Origin of the sequence: Acinetobacter sp. YH01019 (assembly GCF_013420285.1) — a bacterium.
Classification (GTDB): Bacteria; Pseudomonadota; Gammaproteobacteria; order Pseudomonadales; family Moraxellaceae; genus Acinetobacter; species Acinetobacter gandensis.
In genome coordinates this window covers 12,101-31,747 of the sequence record NZ_VOYM01000026.1, presented here as the reverse complement: position 1 = coordinate 31,747, position 19,647 = coordinate 12,101, and the positions used below count along the sequence as shown (strand labels likewise).

The following is a 19,647-nucleotide window of genomic DNA, read 5'->3' as shown; positions in this document are numbered from 1 at the left end:
ATCAAAAATGCCCGATTTATCGGGCATTTTTTTACTTATTACTCTTCATACATAACCAATGAATAGGATTCTTTAAGCAAAAATAATAAACGTACCAACTTATTCATAATCTTCCAATTCCATTCGATATGTAAAACAAGGATGGAGCTGATCGTCTAGCATTGGAAATTTAGCCCAATGCGTTTTATCTTTATCTTGTTTAAACCCTGCCTTCATTAAGACATTTTGTGATGCTAGATGTTCCTCAGCACAAAAAGATGAAACAACATTAGTGACTTGATTCTGCTTTAAATACTTAATTCCCCCAATTAAGGCCTCAGTCATATAACCACAACCATGAAAATTCACCCCTAACCCAAAATGTATTTCCCCGCGGTTTTCTTGATTGAAGAAATACAGTAAGCCCATCGCTAACTGCGTATTCTTATCACTAATCACCCATGCAAAATCAGGATTGTGTATCGACCAATAATGATCTGCCCATTTTTCTAAAACACTCTTGGTCTGTTGAATCGTTACATGTGGCAACCGCTGCAGATAACGAGTTGCTTGTATATTCGAAAAATATGTATCAAATAATGAAACTTCATCTCCTAACTGATACTTTCTCAGGCATAAACGTTCAGTTTCAACCATATTGAGCATGATTCTTTAGTCTGTTATTTCATGGGATAAAATTTTTTGATTGACTCCGCCATTTCAGCATTTGACCTTTTCAAAGCTTTTGCCACATTTATCACATCTACAGCACTTCGGTTTTGACTGACTTTAAATTTACCGATCATCGACTGAATATCGATTTCAATCGCTACAATTTTTTCCAATTGTTCCGCAATAAAATCATTAGGCGCATCGCCCATTTTCCACGGCATTCGCTGATTAGCTTCATGCATTCGTGTCAACCTTGCCAACACACCCCTTAAATATTTGTCGTCGTCAAGTTTAAGAATTTCACCTTTTACATGCACCACACGGTAATTCCATGTCGGAACGACACGATGATGCTCTTGCTTGCCGTCATACCAATTTGGCGAAATATAAGCATCTTCAGTCTGAAAAATAACATAGACATGTGCTGACTGATTCAATATTTCAAACATTGGATTGGCTTTGGCAATGTGCCCACGTAATACACCAAACCCACCCTGCCGCATTTCATACTCTAAAGGCAGATGATTCACCTCAAGTGTGCCATCGGCAGCTGTCATAACCACCGTTGCAAGCGGGTATTGCTGAATAAGTTCGACTAAATCATTCAATTGATCATGCTTAAAATGTGTAGGTAAATACATCTTGTTATTCGGTTAGATCGACAAAAATTAAGCTTCAACTTAACATTAAAATCAGACATTTATCTAAAAAATATTTTTGTCATCTTGCTTTAATGTGCATGAAATTTGCTTGGTATTTAATGAACATTCAAGTGATATACACAGGAGGAAAAAGATGACACACCGTGATCCCAAAGTAGAAAAAGTTGAAGCCCTCCTTGACCGTTTTGGCAATCTTGCAGTGGAAGGTTTCCACTACATCGCTTTGTTTGTGATTGGCTGTATGATCCTTTGGTCTGCAGGCCATACTATTTTTGAAATTATTACGATTAAACAGTTCGCCACAATTGATGATATTTTGCTGTTATTTATCTATCTTGAACTGGGGGCCATGGTCGGAATTTACTTCAAGACCAACCATATGCCTGTACGCTTTTTAATTTATATTGCTATTACTGCCCTAACCCGCTTGCTCATTGCGGATATTCAACATGACCATAAAGCAGATATGGGCTTGGTCATTACCACAGGTTCGATTCTAATTTTAGCTGTGGCCATTTTGATTGTGCGCTATGCCTCTTGGACTTATCCATCGGTGATCCGCGATAAGCATTCAGAGAAACCGCTGCCTGAAGGTAAAACCCCGCGCCCGCAAGATGATGAATTGGCTTAAACACTAAATCGTTCCCTCTCCTTTTAGGAGACGAGTAGCACTGCTACGCAAGGGAGAGGTTATAAAAATCCATCAAATGCAAGAATTTGTTAATTTTCCGACCAAGCTGATCGCACCTTCAAGCTAGCCTGTTTTTCATTGGATTATGCTAAGATTGATTTTATTTCGTAGTGGATCAAATGCTGTGTCTGAATTAAATTTTGACCGACTTCATCAATTTTTTTCGAAAGTACCAAGTATCCAAGAAGCCTTAATCGACTCCTACGGCACCGATGGCAAAGATGCGTGGTGGTTCAAATTTCAAATTAATGTAGATCACCCTTTAGCATGGCAAACCGTTCAAGAATTGGGTCATGTATTGAACTATATTTCTAAAAATGAACGCTTACCGACTCAATTTTTACCGGTTTCTCCGCCACCATATATGAATGGCGAAGCAAAACAATTCTTGTCTTGGGTGATTCAATGTAACCATGCTGACTTTCCACCAGACGTAATTTGCGACTGGTTAGAAGCTCGTTTACCTCAACCGGTAGAAGATGCAGATAAATGGAAAATCAAAACGGATATTAAAGAATTAGATCAAATGTCAGATAAAGATTTGGATACTTTAGTTCCGCCAAATCCTGAGCCGAAGAATTAATAATTACTGAATACACCTCTCCCTTGCGTAGCAGTGCTACTCATCTTCTGAAATGAGAGGGAATTCCTTCCCCCTTTGGGGGGAAGGTTAGTATGAGGGGAAAATTAAAAAGTAGACAATCCACTCCATTCCATAAAGCGATACATCGCGTATTTCAACGTCGATTCATCTGCATATTTACTATAATCGACACTCATTTGTTTACCATCTAGATTTAACCAAGCTGTATTAAAGTACTGCGATGCATCTTTAAAAACTTGCGCATCTTTCAGACCAATCACGCGTAAATCCGTTTCTAAATTATAGTTTTTCAAGTTACGCGCGGTGAAATTTGCCGAACCTAAAATCATATCGGCTTGATAAGCCGTACGTTTTAAAATCATCTTGCTATGACATTGTTCACCTTGGGTATTACACCAACGTACATCAATGCCAGCATCATGTAATTCAGATGCCACAGGTCGATTTGGAATGCCATTTTTAGTCCGCCCAAAAGCATCTTTATTCGGATCGAGTAGGACACGCACTTTCACACCACGTTCATGAGCAGCAATCAGTGCTTTGATAATTTTACGTTCAGATAAATAGAACATGGCAATATCAATTTCTGTACCCGCTTTTTGTGCCGTATTAATCATATCTAATACGCCATCATAAATGGCTTTTTCAGTCAGCACCTGTACTTGAGGCTCAGTTTTCGCAGCTTCAACATCTTTAATCACCACAAAAGGTATATTGCCTTTCGACATCATGCCGACTGCTTGCTCGGTTTTTAATAGGTCAATTGCAGTCATTCCCTTCACAGTCAGAGCAACATTCGAATGTCGTGAACTTCCATCGTGCGGGTTCATTGAGGTCACAAGACCTTTCCAGCCATCGATGGTATCTACCACCAAAGTTTTTCGGTGATTCGCTTTAAAGTTAAACAGATCCATATAGCTGCGAATCGTCACTTTTTCCGTACCTAATGGATTCGGTAACCAACCTTTTTGTGGGTTATTGCCAATATCTTGACAACATATGTACCAAAAACCTGACCATGCTGGGTTGGATGCACGAAGCGGTACCAAATTGGTTTCGATTAACTCAATTCCACCTTGACGCAATTGACGATAATGTTCCGGTTGAATGCCGCCATAGACGGAGTTCACTGGATCAGTAATGACAAAAATTTCAACTTGTGGTGATAATCGACGCTTAATAATCAGCGCATCAGTTAATTCTTGCGTAAGCTGCTCATGTTCAAGTTGAGAGTCGCCCACTTGCTGATTAAACAAGAACATATCCATCACAATGGTGGATTGCGCTTCCTCAATCATTTTTAGCATTTCTTTAAAAATACGATGCTCTTGTTGCTGCTTACCTTGCGCATCAATATAAGTCTGATCCGTTAAAAAATTGACTTGTGTATGACGTAACTTACCGGTGTAATCCAGCCCTTCGGGTAATGGCTTCAAAGTGTGATAACTCGCTGAAGCTAAATACCCTAAAGCCAATAATCCAATCACTACACTGACATAGCGGCGACGTGACCAATTCAGTTTGTTATGTATTCGTTGAATAATGCGCATAAGAAAAAACCTAGTCCAATACGCTCAGACTAGGTTCTATTCATTGATTTTTCAAGAGGATTTCTGTGACTTCAGCTTGATTAGAACACCTTACTCAGTCACATTTAGCTTAAAAACCAAATTCTAGCCCCACAGTAAAATTGCGTCCTACTTGTGGAATATTGGCTAAGAATGAACTGTGTGAATAAACATCTTCATCCAATAAGTTGTTGGCTTTGAAGTACACACGGTAATCATTACGGTCTTTTAACTGACCGCTATAAGCGACACCTAAATTAACCATGTTATAACCGTCAGTTTCTTGTTCATACGCCGTGATTTTATCTTGCTTAAAGACATGTGCATATTCTGCCTGGCCTGACCAACCATCCGCAAAGTCGACATCAACTTTCGTGCCTAAACGGCCAGCTGGTACGCGTGGTGCATTTTCACCATCAATTTTGCCACGTACATAGTCACCAAATACACCCAACTTATAAGTGTCATTCAGTGCATAAGTCGCTTCTGCTTCTGCACCATAGAAACGGGCTTTGTCTTGGGTGTACTGGACACCACGTAAATTGCCTTTTTGCGCAACAGTTGCGCCGTAAATATAATCATCAAACCAGTTGTGATAAACATGGGCATGATAATCGAGCTTATCTCCTTCATAATGGAAACCAAGCTCTAAGTTGTTTGAAGTTTCCTTATCAATATTCGGATTACCGACTTCAAAGGTATTGGTCGCAAAGTGCATTCCATCAGCATACAACTCCTGTGCCAACGGTAAACGTTCTTGATGAGAACCCACAATAGAAAGTTTATAGTTCGGTACAAACTCCCAGTTCGCTGCGGCTGATGCAGAGTAAGCAGTACCAGAATAATTCTTTTGTTCTGCATCAACATCAATGGTTTGATGATCGATACGCGCACCGACTTCAAGATGCACATCACCCACTTGTTTATGCTCTAAAGCAAACAGGCTGTATTTTTTGGTATTCGTATCGGCCATGAGAATATCGTGATCATGTCCTTCATGTGCAGCATGATGTTCACTATGATCGTGGCCTTCATCATCATGCTCATCGTGACCATGACCTTCTCCGCCAGCCAAATCAATTTTTTGCTGACTAAACTGGGTACCGATCACCCCTTCCCAACCAGCAACAGGAACATGCACCAGTTCTAAACGTGCATCATAACCACGGCTTTTGAAGTTGCTGACCACCTCATTCTCTTCGAGTTCATCATGCTCATAATCGGTAAAGCTGGCATGGGCACGCAATTTTTCAAAACCGGCAAATGGTTGATCCAGCTCGGTTCGCAAATCATAACGCTCGGATTTTAAATCCACCCATGGTCCACCAGCATGATCGTGTTCATCTTCATGATCTGGATCTGGTTTTGGACAATGAAAATGATCGCTGTGTAACTCACATCCATGATATTCATGACTATGCCCCGGCAAGCCATATTCATCCTGACGATTGCTATAAGACAGGCCGACAAAACCACGATCATGAATCCATGAACCACCAATATTCACAGTCTGACCTTCCGAGAAGGTATTCCCTACGCGACGTTCTTTTTCCAATTCACCATCATGATCATGAAAATAATCCGGTGCAATATAGTCATTGGCTTTGCGCTTAGAACCTTCTACACGTAAAGCAAAGTTTTCACCAATGCCTGCTGTCACACCTGCACTTGCCAGCTTTTCATCGCTGCCTGAGTTATAACGTAGCCCAACCTGCCCCTCTAAACCATTTTCAGGCATCTGCGTTGGAATTTTTTGATCGGTGACATTCACCAACCCACCAACCGTCCCAGCTGCATACAATAAAGTGGATGGCCCACGAATCACTTCAACTTGTTTGGCTAAAATTGGATCAACCGTCACTGCATGGTCAGGGGATAAAGTTGAAACATCTGCTGTTTCAGATGCATGCTCCAACACTTTGACACGTGGCCCATCTTGCCCACGTATTACAGGTCGACTTGAGCCTGCACCAAACTGATTTGAATACACTCCAGGTTGTCCGGCAATGGCATCACCAATAGTGACTCCACCTTGTGCCAAATCTTTATGCTTAATAATGTTATCTGCAACCGCAAAATCTGCGGCACTTTGATTTAAAGGATGAACCTGAACATTAATCGCCTCTAAAGTTTGTACCTGTTGTTGCTGATCATCAGCATAAATATTGGGTGCAATCACTGCAAAAATTGAGATTATGATTAAATTCTTATGAAAGGACATTTGGAGAGACTCAAATCTGGCTAATTTTGAATAATGTTATAATATAACATTTCATTGTTTTTGCAATAAAAAACAATTGAACATCTTCAAATCAGTTACACTGCGCTATACACAACCTTGTATTTATTGATAAATTTATTCGAATTCAATGCCTTTCACTCTTTCTCATGCCGTGTTAGCCCCACCGATTTCTAAACTGACTGGAAACCGGTTGCCGATTGCTGCTCTCGCGATTGGTACCATGGTGCCGGATTTATTTCGCTTATTTACCAATGCTGATTACGCCGGCTCACATCAGTGGTCAGGTTTCATTTTTCCCAATTTAATACTCGGATTGATCTTCTGTTTCATTTGGTACGCTATTTATCGTCCTGTGATATTCGCTTTTTTTGGTTTAAATAAACCGTTAAACATTGATGGCGTAAATCGCTTTTGCGGTTTTATCATAAGCATCATCCTCGCATTGCTGATTGGTACAGCCACGCATATTATTTGGGATGGTCTCACACATGTGGATTTCCGTACGTTTGCCTTTAAAGACACCTTGATGCAACCCATTTCCTTTTTTGACAGAAATTATCCTTTACACCGAGTTTTGCAAATTGGTCTGTCTGCCTTAGCCCTGCCTGTATTGGCATGGATGATCTATCGTCATCACATACAATATCGCAGTACAGCCAATGTGCATAAGAGTATTAAAATTTATGTATATAGCTTATTTACAGTGTCACTTCTCACTGGTGTCATGAGTTATTTTTATTTTGCAGATAGTGTTTATTCAGATGCTTTTGTACATGACTTATATGCCTACATCGGAAAGTCGATTAATTATTTTTTTCGCGCATTCTTAAGTACTTTTAGTCTTGGATGTCTTATTTTCCTTTTATTAAAAGTAACAACGAATATTTTTTCAAAAACAAACTCATAAATCGTTTCAGAATCTCTCAATGCAAGGATTTTTGTTCTATAAAGCCGAAGTCCTTGTGACAAAATAGCCAAAAAGAGGCATAATCCTCTATTCGAATAAAAGCGGTGCGCTGTTTACGCATTCGCTGACCTTAACCCATATAGTTGGATTTCTAACGCTATGATGCGAACTCATTACTGCGGTTCTTTAACCGAAGCTCAAATTGACCAAACCGTTACATTATGCGGTTGGGTACATCGTCGCCGTGACCACGGTGGTGTAATCTTCCTTGACATGCGTGACCGTGACGGTCTTGTTCAAGTGGTTATTGACCCAGATACTCCAGAAGCTTTCGCAACTGCAGACAAATCACGTTCAGAATTCGTATTAAAAATTACAGGCCGTGTACGTCGTCGTTACGAAGGTACTGAAAACGCGAATATCGTGAGTGGTCAAATTGAAGTACTTGGTAAAGAAATTGAAGTTCTTGCTGCTTCTGAGACTCCTCCATTCCCATTGAATGACGAAAATACCAACATTTCTGAAGAAGTACGTTTGAAATATCGTTTCCTTGATATTCGTCGTCCAGAAATGTTAGATCGTCTACGTTTCCGTTCTAAATTAACCAACCTTATTCGTAACTATTTTGAAGAAAATGGTTTCTTAGACGTTGAAACTCCGATTTTGACTCGTGCTACGCCTGAAGGCGCACGTGACTATTTAGTGCCAAGTCGTGTTTCTAACGGTAGCTTCTACGCACTTCCACAATCTCCACAGCTATTTAAACAGTTGTTGATGGTTGGCGGTATTGATCGTTACTACCAAATTGCTAAATGTTTCCGTGATGAAGACTTACGTGCTGACCGTCAGCCTGAATTCACACAAATCGACGTTGAAACATCGTTCATGAGTGACGATGACATCATGGATTTAATGGAACGTTTAACCGTTAAGATGTTCAAAGAACTTCTAAACGTTGAATTCGACAAATTCCCTCGTATGACTTATGCAGATGCAATGCGTGACTATGCATCTGACAAACCAGATATGCGTATTCCTTTGAAACTTGTTGACGTTGCAGACATGATGCAAGACGTTGAGTTCAAAGTATTCGCTGGTCCTGCTAAAGATCCTAAAGGCCGTATTGTTGCGCTTCGCGTACCAGGTGCTGGCGCGCTTCCACGTAGCCAAATCGACGAATACACTAAATTCGTAGGTATCTACGGTGCAAAAGGCTTGGCTTACATCAAAGTCAACGAGCTTGAAAAAGGCATTGAAGGTCTTCAATCTCCAATCGTTAAATTCATCGAGCCAATCGTGCTTGATCTATTGAAACGTGTTGGCGCTGAAAATGGCGATATCGTATTCTTTGGTGCAGACAAAGCAAAAGTTGTAAATGATGCAATGGGTGCTTTACGTATTAAAGTCGGTCATGACATGAAGCTTGCAACTTGCGAGTGGGCTCCACTTTGGGTTGTTGACTTCCCAATGTTCGAAGAAACTGATGACGGCAAATGGACTTCTGTTCACCACCCATTCACGCTGCCAAAATCAAGCGTTGAAGAAGTGAAAAACAACCCAGGTGCTGCATTGTCTGTTGCTTACGATATGGTATTGAACGGTACTGAAATCGGTGGTGGTTCACTGCGTATCTTCAACCTAGAAATGCAAAAAGCGATCTTTGAAGCGCTTGGTATTGGTGAAGAAGAAGCAGAAGAGAAATTCAGCTTCTTGCTTAACGCGTTGAAATTCGGTGCGCCTCCTCACGGTGGTTTGGCATTCGGTCTTGACCGTCTAGTGATGTTGATGACTGGTGCATCTTCAATCCGTGACGTGATTGCATTCCCGAAAACTAAAACTGCGGAATGTCCTTTAACTCAAGCGCCTGCGCCAGTTGAAGCGAACCAATTACGTGACCTTGGTATTCGTTTACGCGAAAAACCAAAAGCCGAAGAGTCTAAATAATCTTACATTTTAAGATTTAGATTTTAAAGTTTAAAAAACCCTGCTTAGTGCAGGGTTTTTTATTTCGACCAACAAAAGATCGTTGAAAACCTACAAAACATAAATTAAAGATTTGATTGACTTTGCTAATATCAAAACGCTTCAACTACGTTATGATGTTGCACCACATCCTTTGAGCGATGGACAGCTCAATTTTCGACTTCCAATTATTTTGTTTTTAGATTCAGATCTTTTTGTACTTTTCACTGAATAAGTCCGGTCTCTTGGCAAAATTTATTTTATCCCATGCTGTCAATTTTGAGACCTTGTGATTCATGTACTTTATATTCAAAATCATCGCGCTATTGCCACTTTGGCTGTTACAAAACTTGGCCTTGATGATCGCGTTTATTCTTAATCTATTTAATTCATCGATCAAACGTATCACTAGCATCAACATTCAACTGGCCTACCCAGATTTGTCAGAGACTGCGCAGAGACAGCTCGTCAGTCAAAGTATCCGCAGCCAATGCCTGACCTATATTGAATTTATTAAATGTTGGGGGATGCCGCCAAGTTATAGCCTGAGCTTATTGAAAAACATTTATGGTGAAAATATCCTCACGGAAGCACTGGCAAATAAAAAAGGTGTCATTGTTGTGGTTCCGCATTTTGGCTGTTGGGAACTACTCAATGCATGGCTGAACTTGTATACAGAACCGATGATTATGTATAAACCGAATAAAAATAAAGGGATTAATCGGTATCTATTAGAAGCACGAGAGAAGTTTAATGCAACCTTAGTCCCGACAGATGAAACTGGGATCCGTGCCATATTTAAACATTTGAAACAAGGCGGCTTAACAGTGATTTTACCTGATCATTTACCGAAGCCTTCAGGCGGTATTTATTCCAATTTTTTTGGGCAAAATACTTTATCGATCACACTTGTTTCAAAACTTGCTGCAAAAACCCAATGCAATGTCATTGGATTAAGTTGTATCCGACAACCTAACCTACAGTACTTTGATGTGCATTGCCAAACCTTATCAAACGAGATTTTATCTAAAGACTTACAATGTTCTGTCGACACGCTCAACATTGCCATGCAAGACATCATTAACCAAGCACCAGAACAGTATATCTGGTCTTACAAACGCTTTCGTGTGTGCTTTGGTAACATCAATATGTACCGTAAATAAGGTGATCTAAGTAAAACTAGGCATTAACATTTCTATATCACTGGCTTGGATTAATCTTATTCAATTGAGATCAATTATCGACAGTGGCATAATAGCTACAATTTCCACTTTAAGTGATTCTCCTATGGCTATGCGTCCTGAAGTCCGTCGTCGTGCAATCGTATTGATTGTTTTTTCTGTCGTACAATGGCTATTCATGCGCTATATTTTGGCCAACGAATTATTCAACTTAACCACCTATAATCGAATCGTTTTATTCTGTGTCAGCAGCCTTGCAGGTGCATTATTAATCTTTGTCGGTTTGATTTATATGGTGTTGAAAGGTAATGCGGATAAAGAATAATTTAAATTAGGCTACTCATTCAAAATAATGGTATTACACTTGAACTTGACATATTTACGACTAATTAAAAAAGCTCCCAAATTCTTTAAGAAACTTGGGTTAAATTCTTTAGAAAAATCAGCTCAAAAATACTATCAAAAGTCGTTACTTCAATATTTATATGAACAGAATGGATACCTATTTGTAGACGCTATAAATCAGTCTACAAACTCATCTTCCGATATAGTCTGGGTATGTTGGCTCCAAGGTATAGAAAGTGCCCCTCCACTTGTCAAAACATGTATTAATTCTATAAAGCAATACAATAGCAATGTATGCCTAATAGATATTAATAATTATAAAAAATATGTAGATATTCCTAATTTTATTATTGATAAGCTCAATAAGAAAATTATCACTCCAACTCATTTTTCAGATATTTTAAGATTTGCATTATTAGCTAAACATGGTGGCACATGGATAGATGCTACCTATTTAATTCTAAACAAAGTACCTAAACAAATGTTAATGAATGATTTTTTTACCCTTTCTAGTAATCATTCTACATTTAAACAGTGGATTCCGGAGGGAAAATGGTCTGGTAATTTTATAAAATTTAGTCCTGGTGACTCAACGCCAAAAATCATTTTTCAATGTTTTTTAAACTATTGGGAAAACAATGATTATTTAATTGACTATTTTTTAATTGATTATTTAATAAAACTCAATTATTTAAACAATCTCACATTTAAACAACAAGTCGATAATAACGCTCCTGAGGCCGATAACATCTTCTTACTTGCAGAAATACTTTTCGAACCTATCACGCCTACAAATAATTATCGATTAGAACAAGACAGTATAAAAATTTATAAGCTTTCTCATAGAGTTGATACCCTATCACAGAGTATCAACAGCACATATTACGAGAAATATATATTAAACAAATAATAGACCTCTTGCGAAAGTATAGTTTTATCTAATTTTTGAATTGGCTAAAGCCTCATAAAATATAGCTTTTGGCTGCTTAAAATGTGACTAACGCAAGAAGTCTAATATTATTTCATTACGACATCAATTTCACTTACTTTTATTTCATTATTATGATGCAATAAAAACACATTAAATAATCGCTCAGACAAAAAACCAAATATTCTTTTTTGATATGAATTATAAGAAGAAATATCTAATTCTTTTTCAAGCTCAAATAAAATTTTAAACATCCAATTACAGTATTTGTCTAACCAAATTTTATGCATGACAAACATATTGAATAAAGATATTCCTTTAATCGAATTACTCAAACAATCAAATGCCTTAATATATTCAGGACTATTCTTCTCAATTATTTGACGTAATAAAATAAAGTCAGCCAGATAGTGATCTTTTTCATAATGTTCTTTAACGCTAATAGCTTTTTTTGAAAATCGTAATCCAAAAAATTTTTTAACTTTAAAGAACTGATTTCTCTTTGCGACCCAAATATGATTTTCAGCTAATTGGCTAATATCATTTGTTGTTAGTAGCTCACCTTGTTGATTCACAAAATAACGTCGATAGTGTACTAATCCTAATATTTTTGCCTCAGAATTTTTCCACATCCAATACAAAGCTGTTAATTCACAAAATGAAGCGTTAAGGTGAGATATATGATCTCCAGTATTATCACCGATAATACCTAGATCTAATAATGAGTTTTCCTTTCCCACATGAATCGGAATATAAGGCTCTATACATGGAAAATAATATGCTTTGTGCGTTGCGATGTAGACCTCATATTTCATCAGGAAATACCCTCCTGATGGTAAAAACTTTCAATCAGTTTTCCTTGTACGATATCTTTAAGCATTTTTTTTGACAAATCTAAAGCCTCTCTTATTGTTACATCCATATCCATATAACGATAAGTTGCTAAACGTCCTGCAAATGTTACTCCTCGCTCATCCCGAGCAAGCTTTATATATTCATCTAAGATTTTTTTGTCATCAACCAATCTAATAGGATAATAAGGAATATCTTTTTCTGTGCATGCTCGACTATATTCTTTAAAATAAATAGTTCGATGATGTTCTTCCCAAGGTGTAAAGTGCTTGTGCTCTGAAATACGTGTAAATGGAACCTCTTCATTTCCATAATTCATTACTGCAGTACCTTGAAAATCTCCTTCCGCCTCAAACTTAATAAAATCTAGAGTTCTATAACCTAAATGACCTTTTTTGTAATCAAACCACTCATCAAGCTTGCCCGTCCAAATGATATGATCAAATTCATTTTTTAATAAAGCATCGAATTTTGTAGTAAGTTTAATAGCAATATTTTCATGCGATAAAATATTTTGCACTAAATAAGTATAACCATCTCGAGGCATACCCTGATATTTATGTGAAAAGTAATTATCATCATAATTAAAACGAATAGGCAAACGCTTTAGAATACTGGCAGGCAAACTACTCGGTTCACATCCCCATTGTTTTTTAGTATAACCTTTAAAAAAAGACTCATATAAATCTTTACCAATAAACTTTAAAGCTTGCTCCTCAAAGTTTTTTGGTTCTTGAATATCATCTGATGCAATTGATTTAATCCAATCCTTTGCCTCTTGAGGGTTCATACTTTTTTTATAAAATTGATTAATCGTATGTAAATTAATTGGTAACGAATATACTTCATTATTATATGTTGTTTTCACACGATTAATGTAAGGGACAAATTCACCAAACTTATTAATATATTTCCATACTAGTTCATCACTTGTATGGAAAATATGTGGCCCATAGACATGCTCCATGATCCCTGTATTCTCGTCTCGTAAAGTATGACAATTTCCAGCAATATGAGAACGCTGATCAATCACCGTGATTTGATGTCCGTGTTGGGCCAACTCTCTGGCAATAACAGCACCTGTAAAACCAGCTCCAACTATAAGAAAATTCATTATTTACTCTATCAATCTAAAGGTTTACGCAACTCTATATTTAAAAAACAGTTGAAATTTAAGACTTTGCTCTTAAACTATTAAAATACTCAACCACTTCTGAAATAAACTTATTATGCTCTTTCGCAATTTGTTCAAAGCAATAAATATTTAATGCTTCTTGTTTTGCATTTTGTGCAATTTCTAATGCTTCATCTGGATGATTTATCAGATATTCAATACCATTAGCCAAGTCTTCAGGATCTCCAACTTTACTAACCCAAGCATTTTCACGATGCTTACATACTTGCATAGGTCCAATATGATCACTACTCAATACGATCTTTCCCCAGCCAAATGCATCTAAAATACCGAGTGGTTGAATATCAGTTAATGAGGTAATCGCCATCATATCTACTTGATGATAAATCTCGACTTTTTGTTGAGCATCTACCCAGCCAGGAAATTTTACTAGATGTTCAATTCCGAAGCTCTTTACCATTTCTTGATATTCTTGTTTATTCTCGCCATCACCAGCAAGAATAGCATTTATAGATATTCCTTTTTTATTAAGTATATGAATAGCTTCAATTACAACATGAACTCCCTTATTTGGAATCATTCGTGTCAGCATGCCAATAGTTGGTGGAGATTTCAAAGGAGATGGAAGTGCTGGCTCATCAGGTAAATGCATAAGATTTGAAATGACACGATGCATTTTATGTTCATCTTGCTCCTTAGTGAGCCTTGATTTAACTAAATCCTGAATATAAGGAGTAATATGAATAAATGCATCTGCACGCACTGTCCGTTTCACATTATGACTATGATTAACTGCAATAACAGGAATTTTCTTTTCCATACCAATCATAGCATTCTTGAAAAGCCATACCGCTTTTCCACTATGAGCGATTACAGCATCCGGTTGTTGCTGTTGGATAAAATTTCGAACCTTCATGGCAGCAATAATGCTATAGAATCCAGTATTTGGAATTACATGAATAGGACGTTGACCACTGCTTAAATGTTTATTTTCCTCACCACGCAATAGAACAACTTCATGTCCTCCTATCTGCTCTAAGGTATCGGCAATATTCAACATAGCTTGCCATCTACCGCCAGTTGCATCACCATATACAGTATTAATAATCTTCATTTTTTTCAAAATATAACCTTAAAACAATTTAAGCAGTGACCCTTTATCTCAATATTCTAATATTTTAAACTTATTTAATCTATTCCCCTTTCTTAAATTCCACACCCTTAGCTCATAACTAGCAGTTCTGACAAATTTAATGAATTTTGCTACTATACCAAATAGATAGATCAAACTTTCAAATATTATGAAAAGCAAACCTAGCCTTGCAGTTCTCCTGATTCATGACCAACGTGCTGGACATTTAAATCCTAGCCTTGGCGTATATGACTGCCTAGAAACAGCTTATGCAACAACTTTAAAAAATGCAGAAACTCCTGATATAAAAAAATGGCAGATCAGCCTGTTAAAAAAACTGACTTGGTATCCTTATTTATTCGATCTTTGCTCACGTATTCTTTTTAATGATTTGTCACTCAAGCAAAATATTGACTGTATTATTTGTTCAGGCATGCCGAATTTGCTCTATGGCATTTTTGTCAGTCGCAGATTAAAAGTTCCATTGTTTTACGCAGGTGATTTACGCAAAGTAAATGGACAACTGGTGAACTGTACAATTACAGCACTAAAACAAAATACTGCGTCGGACCAAGTAGTGCTAACTACCCCTCCAGTAAAAAAAGACTTTTTTACCTTACAGTATGATCAGCTTGATCAAACTACGGCTTTATTAATTTTAGGTGGTCCGACAGATGAGCATCCTTTTTCAACTGAAGATTTTGAAAAAATGATTAAAAAATTTATTGCTTTTTGTGCTCAAAATCAGTTGAAAGGATTAATTACCAATTCTCGCCGCACACCTAATTTAGAAGGCTATTTTCAAAAGACCTCTATTCCCTCAAATATTCAATTACATTTAGTTCAAACTAAAAATGCTTTATCTTTAGTGCAGCTTATTCAACAGTCCAGCTATATTTTTGTCACAGAAGATAGCACGTCTATGCTAGCTGAAACCATTCAAAGTGGGCGCTTTATCTGTTCAATTTATAGCTCCAAATCTGTTTTAGAACCTTTAAATCAGAAATACCTTCAACATAAACTCATGCAACGACAAAACTTAGCAGAAGATTTTCAATGTCCAAAATATAAAAATACCCAAGACTTAGATTTAACTGGACCGATTGGTCAAGCTTTTAAACGTAATTTAGGATATTAAAATGATTTCCGTCATCCTCACTCACTACAATAAGGGTTTATTGCTCAATAGAACAATCGACTCACTACAACCCGAAGATGAAAATTTACATGAAATTATCGTGGTGGATGACTGTTCTACAGATCCAGAATGGCCGACTAATTATCAATACTTATTGACCAATTATCCCAAAGTCAAAATTATCCAAAATACGAATAATAAAGGTCCTGCTGTTCGCCTAAACCAAGGCGCATTTACTGCAGCTGGTGATTATCTCTTTTTCATGGATTCTGATGATATTCTGGCTCCAGATCGCTTAAATATGTTTTTACAAGAGATGCAAAAACAGCAAGCGGATTTGTGCTATGCAGAAAAAGTAAAGATTCACGATGTCAATGAAATTCAAAAACATACTACTGGAATCTGGGAATCTAGTACGACTCCCTTAAGCTATGTACTTGAAAATAATATTATGCAGATGTGCGTCATGTGTACGCGAGAATTATTTTTAAAGTCTAGAGGCTGCAATGAAAATATATTTATTCAAGATGAATCTCTAGCTTTAAACTTAGCTAAATATTCAAAAAAAATAATTTCTAGTGGCTTACATAGTGTTTTTGTTATTTTAGATGAAGCCGAAACAAAATCTATCCGTGGAGAAAACCGTCTATCTCGCCATCTAGAGCAACAACACCATGATATGTTCTTCACAATTGATGATTTTATCCAAGATTACCCAGATATTACTGAACAAAATAAAAAACTACTGATCAAAAAAGCGATTTCAACCTATTGGAAAAGTATACGCCATACACCACAGAAAAATTTTACAGACTTTCTTATTTATTTAGCTGCGCACATTGATCCAATTCAGACGTGGGACAAACATCATATGAAACTCACTAGCTATTTCAATCAATTAAATCATGTAAGGAAAATTAATAGCAGGGAGAGCAATTAAGCTCTTTTCCCTAATTTCATCCGCAACTTCACCGCAAACATTGAGTCCTTACCACTAACTTTAATCCGTTGTAATTGCATAAAGTTGGGACTTAGGCCATCAATGCCCTCTTTGGTGGTCACAGCATTGCTATAACCTGCCTGCTCTGCTAAACACACATCGCGCTCAGAATAAATACCAAAAGGATAGGCAAAACTACTCACAGACATACCAATTAATTGCTCTAATTGTTTTTTCGATTCTCTAAGTTCAAACAAGCATGCTGCATCATCCAATTTATCCAAATTGGCATGTGTCAAAGTATGCGAACCAATTTCAACAAGACCACTATGTGCCAGATACTGAACTTGCTCATCATTCAGTTTAGGTTCTCGGGCTAACTCACCGCTATTGTGATGGGCTTTTTTATAGGTTGACCAATCACGGTTATGGCGATCAACCACTACATAAATCGTCGCCTTGGCTTGGTATTTTTCTAAAATTGGATAAGCATTTTCCAAGTTATCTAAATAGCCGTCATCAAAGGTAATTGCTACCGTTTTTTTAGGATGCTGCCCCCAATTTTGTTGCAACTCATGCATTGTGACAAAATGAAAACCCTCAGCTTTCATCCAAGCCACTTGCTTCTCAAACTCTTCAGGTTTAACCCGCAACTTATTAAATTTTGCACCATCGATATGCTCAGACACCATATGATACATTAAAATACGCGGTCTTTTCCAATCTACAGCGGGCTTCCACCAAGCATATTTATAACTCCACGCGAGTAAAATCATGAGTGTAAAAATACAAATATAAATCACAATATGGACCAAACCAAAGTTCCTTTCCAAATAGTGCCACAGTCCTCTTCATAAGAAAAGAAAAGTTCTCAAATTGAGCGAGCCGTATTGTGTATTTAAAATTCCATTAAAAAACTGAATTCTATATTGAATAGAAATCAGTTTTTAAGTCTCTTTTAAATTGAGTGCTGCCTTATTGTGAACATAAGGCTTTGGCTTCTTTAGCATTTACTTCTGTAAATTTACTAGAGCTATCCAGCGGTAAATTAATATTAATAAAAATTTGATCGTTATTTTCATTTGGATTAATAATTTTACGTCCAAATGAAGCAGCAACAATTTTACCCAATTCATAATTTGTCATATAACAATTTGAATATTGAAGATCATCTACCCATTTTTCAGCACCGTTGACCCCAAACATCAGAATTGGCACAGCAGCGGACTGCAAAATTGGAGTTCCATGCCCCCATAAACTATTCTCACCAAATAACTCACCATGATCTGATGTATAGAAAATAAGCGTTGGCTTAGAACTCACTCTTTGAGCTGAGGCTCTCAAGGCTTTAAAGAAGTCATCTTGAAAATGCATTGAGTTGTCATAAGTGTCGACCAATTTCGCAAACTCATCTTTACTGCCTGTATAAAAATTATAAGCTTTCGGATAGTTTTCTTCATAAGCAAAATGACTATTACGCTGATGTAAAACCATAAAATATGGTGTTTTCCCCAATGCCTCTTTTTTCTTTTCAATCAATTCGATTAATCGCATATCTGTTGTATTCTCTGGCATTTCTTTAGAGAACACATCATGGAATTGATCAATATCTTTCATGTTTACTAAAGAAGCGAGAACGCCAGACTTTTGATTAGAAAGATATAAGGTATTGCGACCAGTTTCTTTAGCAAGCGTAAATAAATTTGTTTGCATGGATAATAACTGCTCAGCATTATCTGGTTCATAAATAACATTAAGCAAAAGTGGAACACCTATACGTGTAGAAAAACCTCGACTGATGCCATAAAAATATTTAAACCCTGATTGCCCATTAAGTGAGCTCAAAAATGGAGTTGTTTGCCTTTCATAACCATATAAGCCCAAATGTTTAAATGCAGTACTTTCACCAACAACCACAATCACATTAAAGTCTTGCACTGTATCAATATTTTCAACACTGTATTTTGAATATACTTTTTTAGCTTCAGGTTCTGAAAATAAAGATTTACTGCTTCCAATTAAAAAGCTGGAAATACAATTAATGGTATTTCTCACAACTGGGTAATGTAGATTATTTTCAAAGACTTTTCCCTTTAAGGCTGGAACCATAAGTCCCATTAAACCTAATACGGCAACCATAAAAAAGAGGTATTTTTTATATCCTGCTTCTTTATTGTTTACATATTTCAAAATATAAATAGTATTTAAAACAATCAGCAGTAAATATAGACAGAGCGGAATAAGGAAAATTTTTATTCCACCAGACAATCCTCCCATAATATCGGCAAATTCATAAAAAAATTGACTAATATCATAAGGCATTAATAAACGGCCAAAATAGGTCAAAAAAACAATATTGGAACCAATAATGTAAATAATAAAGTTAGTTACAATTAAGGAAAAAGTTTTATACCCAGATAATAAACAGAGATAAAATAAAATGAAAACTAATAAGTAACTTTCAACATATTTTGAGAACTCAATACTTACTACGCCATTCTTTGTTAAAAAGTATTCTGCCCCCCAAAAAAAGCACTAAAAAAAATGTATAAAAAAAGTGAATTACACTCTTTTTATGTAGAAGCAATGTCATTCTTATCTCCAATAATGTTCTTGTATCAGGACTTGCTGCTATTTTCCTTAGATACAAATTTTGAACGCCACTGTACTTAAGTTTCGGCTTTTTTTCCATCATTTATTTTATTGATA

The 19,647-nt window shown here is 36.8% G+C and carries 18 protein-coding genes; 9 read left to right on the top strand and 9 right to left on the bottom strand.

Features of this window, described 5'->3' with window-relative positions:
* Positions 1-99: 99 nt before the first annotated feature.
* Together FTT84_RS08290 and FTT84_RS08285 are read right to left on the bottom strand one after the other, a co-directional pair.
* Positions 100-636: a GNAT family N-acetyltransferase gene (locus tag FTT84_RS08290; protein WP_180080789.1), complete on the bottom strand. Its 537-nt coding sequence runs from the start codon at positions 634-636 to the stop codon at positions 100-102.
* Between the two features lie 23 nt (positions 637-659).
* The gene (locus FTT84_RS08285) at positions 660-1,292 is read right to left on the bottom strand and encodes an FMN-binding negative transcriptional regulator (protein ID WP_180080788.1); all 633 of its coding nucleotides are present in this window, start codon (positions 1,290-1,292) and stop codon (positions 660-662) included.
* A 154-nt stretch (positions 1,293-1,446) separates the two neighbouring features.
* Here FTT84_RS08285 and FTT84_RS08280 point away from each other — a divergent pair, with 154 nt between their 5' ends.
* Together FTT84_RS08280 and FTT84_RS08275 are read left to right on the top strand one after the other, a co-directional pair.
* Complete coding sequence (locus FTT84_RS08280) at positions 1,447-1,944, top strand: phosphate-starvation-inducible protein PsiE (RefSeq protein ID WP_180080786.1); 498 nt, start codon at positions 1,447-1,449, stop codon at positions 1,942-1,944.
* A 184-nt stretch (positions 1,945-2,128) separates the two neighbouring features.
* Positions 2,129-2,587 carry a hypothetical protein gene (locus FTT84_RS08275; RefSeq protein WP_180080784.1) on the top strand — a complete coding sequence of 153 codons (459 nt, stop codon included), beginning with the start codon at positions 2,129-2,131 and terminating at the stop codon, positions 2,585-2,587.
* Positions 2,588-2,691: 104 nt separating this feature from the next.
* Here FTT84_RS08275 and FTT84_RS08270 read toward each other — a convergent pair whose 3' ends face one another.
* Complete coding sequence (locus FTT84_RS08270; protein ID WP_180080782.1) at positions 2,692-4,158, bottom strand: phospholipase D family protein; 1,467 nt, start codon at positions 4,156-4,158, stop codon at positions 2,692-2,694.
* 109 nt (positions 4,159-4,267) lie between these two features.
* Positions 4,268-6,397, bottom strand: a complete 2,130-nt coding sequence (gene znuD, locus FTT84_RS08265; RefSeq protein WP_180058180.1) for a zinc piracy TonB-dependent receptor ZnuD — start codon at positions 6,395-6,397, stop codon at positions 4,268-4,270.
* A 148-nt stretch (positions 6,398-6,545) separates the two neighbouring features.
* Between znuD and FTT84_RS08260 the strand changes: the two genes are divergently transcribed.
* From FTT84_RS08260 to FTT84_RS08240, 5 genes are all read left to right on the top strand, one after another.
* The gene (locus FTT84_RS08260; RefSeq protein WP_180058181.1) at positions 6,546-7,325 is read left to right on the top strand and encodes a DUF4184 family protein; all 780 of its coding nucleotides are present in this window, start codon (positions 6,546-6,548) and stop codon (positions 7,323-7,325) included.
* A 159-nt stretch (positions 7,326-7,484) separates the two neighbouring features.
* On the top strand, positions 7,485-9,269 hold the full coding sequence (gene aspS / locus FTT84_RS08255) for an aspartate--tRNA ligase (protein WP_180058182.1): 1,785 nt from the start codon (positions 7,485-7,487) through the stop codon (positions 9,267-9,269).
* A gap of 314 nt (positions 9,270-9,583) precedes the next feature.
* Positions 9,584-10,450, top strand: coding sequence for a lysophospholipid acyltransferase family protein (locus FTT84_RS08250; RefSeq protein WP_180058183.1), 867 nt, complete (start codon positions 9,584-9,586; stop codon positions 10,448-10,450).
* A gap of 124 nt (positions 10,451-10,574) precedes the next feature.
* Entirely contained in the window at positions 10,575-10,793 is a 219-nt protein-coding gene (locus FTT84_RS08245; RefSeq protein ID WP_111885360.1) for a hypothetical protein, read from the top strand.
* A gap of 39 nt (positions 10,794-10,832) precedes the next feature.
* Positions 10,833-11,723: a capsular polysaccharide synthesis protein gene (locus FTT84_RS08240; RefSeq protein ID WP_180035818.1), complete on the top strand. Its 891-nt coding sequence runs from the start codon at positions 10,833-10,835 to the stop codon at positions 11,721-11,723.
* A gap of 107 nt (positions 11,724-11,830) precedes the next feature.
* On the opposite strand, the gene FTT84_RS08235 is transcribed toward FTT84_RS08240, so the two are convergent.
* From FTT84_RS08235 to FTT84_RS08225, 3 genes are read right to left on the bottom strand one after another with little or no spacing between them, the layout of a single operon-like run.
* Positions 11,831-12,556 (bottom strand): DUF4422 domain-containing protein, encoded by a 726-nt coding sequence (locus FTT84_RS08235; protein WP_257222939.1) that lies wholly within the window; start codon positions 12,554-12,556, stop codon positions 11,831-11,833.
* Entirely contained in the window at positions 12,556-13,707 is a 1,152-nt protein-coding gene (gene glf / locus FTT84_RS08230; protein ID WP_180035817.1) for a UDP-galactopyranose mutase, read from the bottom strand. The genes FTT84_RS08235 and glf overlap by 1 nt, the downstream gene beginning before the upstream one ends.
* Before the next feature lie 58 nt (positions 13,708-13,765).
* Positions 13,766-14,842 (bottom strand): glycosyltransferase family 4 protein, encoded by a 1,077-nt coding sequence (locus FTT84_RS08225; protein WP_180056471.1) that lies wholly within the window; start codon positions 14,840-14,842, stop codon positions 13,766-13,768.
* Positions 14,843-15,029: 187 nt separating this feature from the next.
* On the opposite strand from FTT84_RS08225, the gene FTT84_RS08220 reads away from it, so the two are divergent.
* The gene (locus FTT84_RS08220) at positions 15,030-15,998 is read left to right on the top strand and encodes an ELM1/GtrOC1 family putative glycosyltransferase (protein ID WP_180056361.1); all 969 of its coding nucleotides are present in this window, start codon (positions 15,030-15,032) and stop codon (positions 15,996-15,998) included.
* Position 15,999: 1 nt separating this feature from the next.
* Positions 16,000-16,938 carry a glycosyltransferase family 2 protein gene (locus FTT84_RS08215; RefSeq protein WP_180056363.1) on the top strand — a complete coding sequence of 313 codons (939 nt, stop codon included), beginning with the start codon at positions 16,000-16,002 and terminating at the stop codon, positions 16,936-16,938.
* Here FTT84_RS08215 and FTT84_RS08210 read toward each other — a convergent pair.
* Complete coding sequence (locus FTT84_RS08210; protein ID WP_180056473.1) at positions 16,935-17,741, bottom strand: polysaccharide deacetylase family protein; 807 nt, start codon at positions 17,739-17,741, stop codon at positions 16,935-16,937. The genes FTT84_RS08215 and FTT84_RS08210 overlap by 4 nt on opposite strands.
* A gap of 172 nt (positions 17,742-17,913) precedes the next feature.
* A complete protein-coding gene (locus tag FTT84_RS08205) occupies positions 17,914-19,260 on the bottom strand; it encodes a sulfatase-like hydrolase/transferase (protein WP_180080780.1) in 1,347 nt (448 codons plus the stop codon).
* Positions 19,261-19,647: the final 387 nt, after the last annotated feature.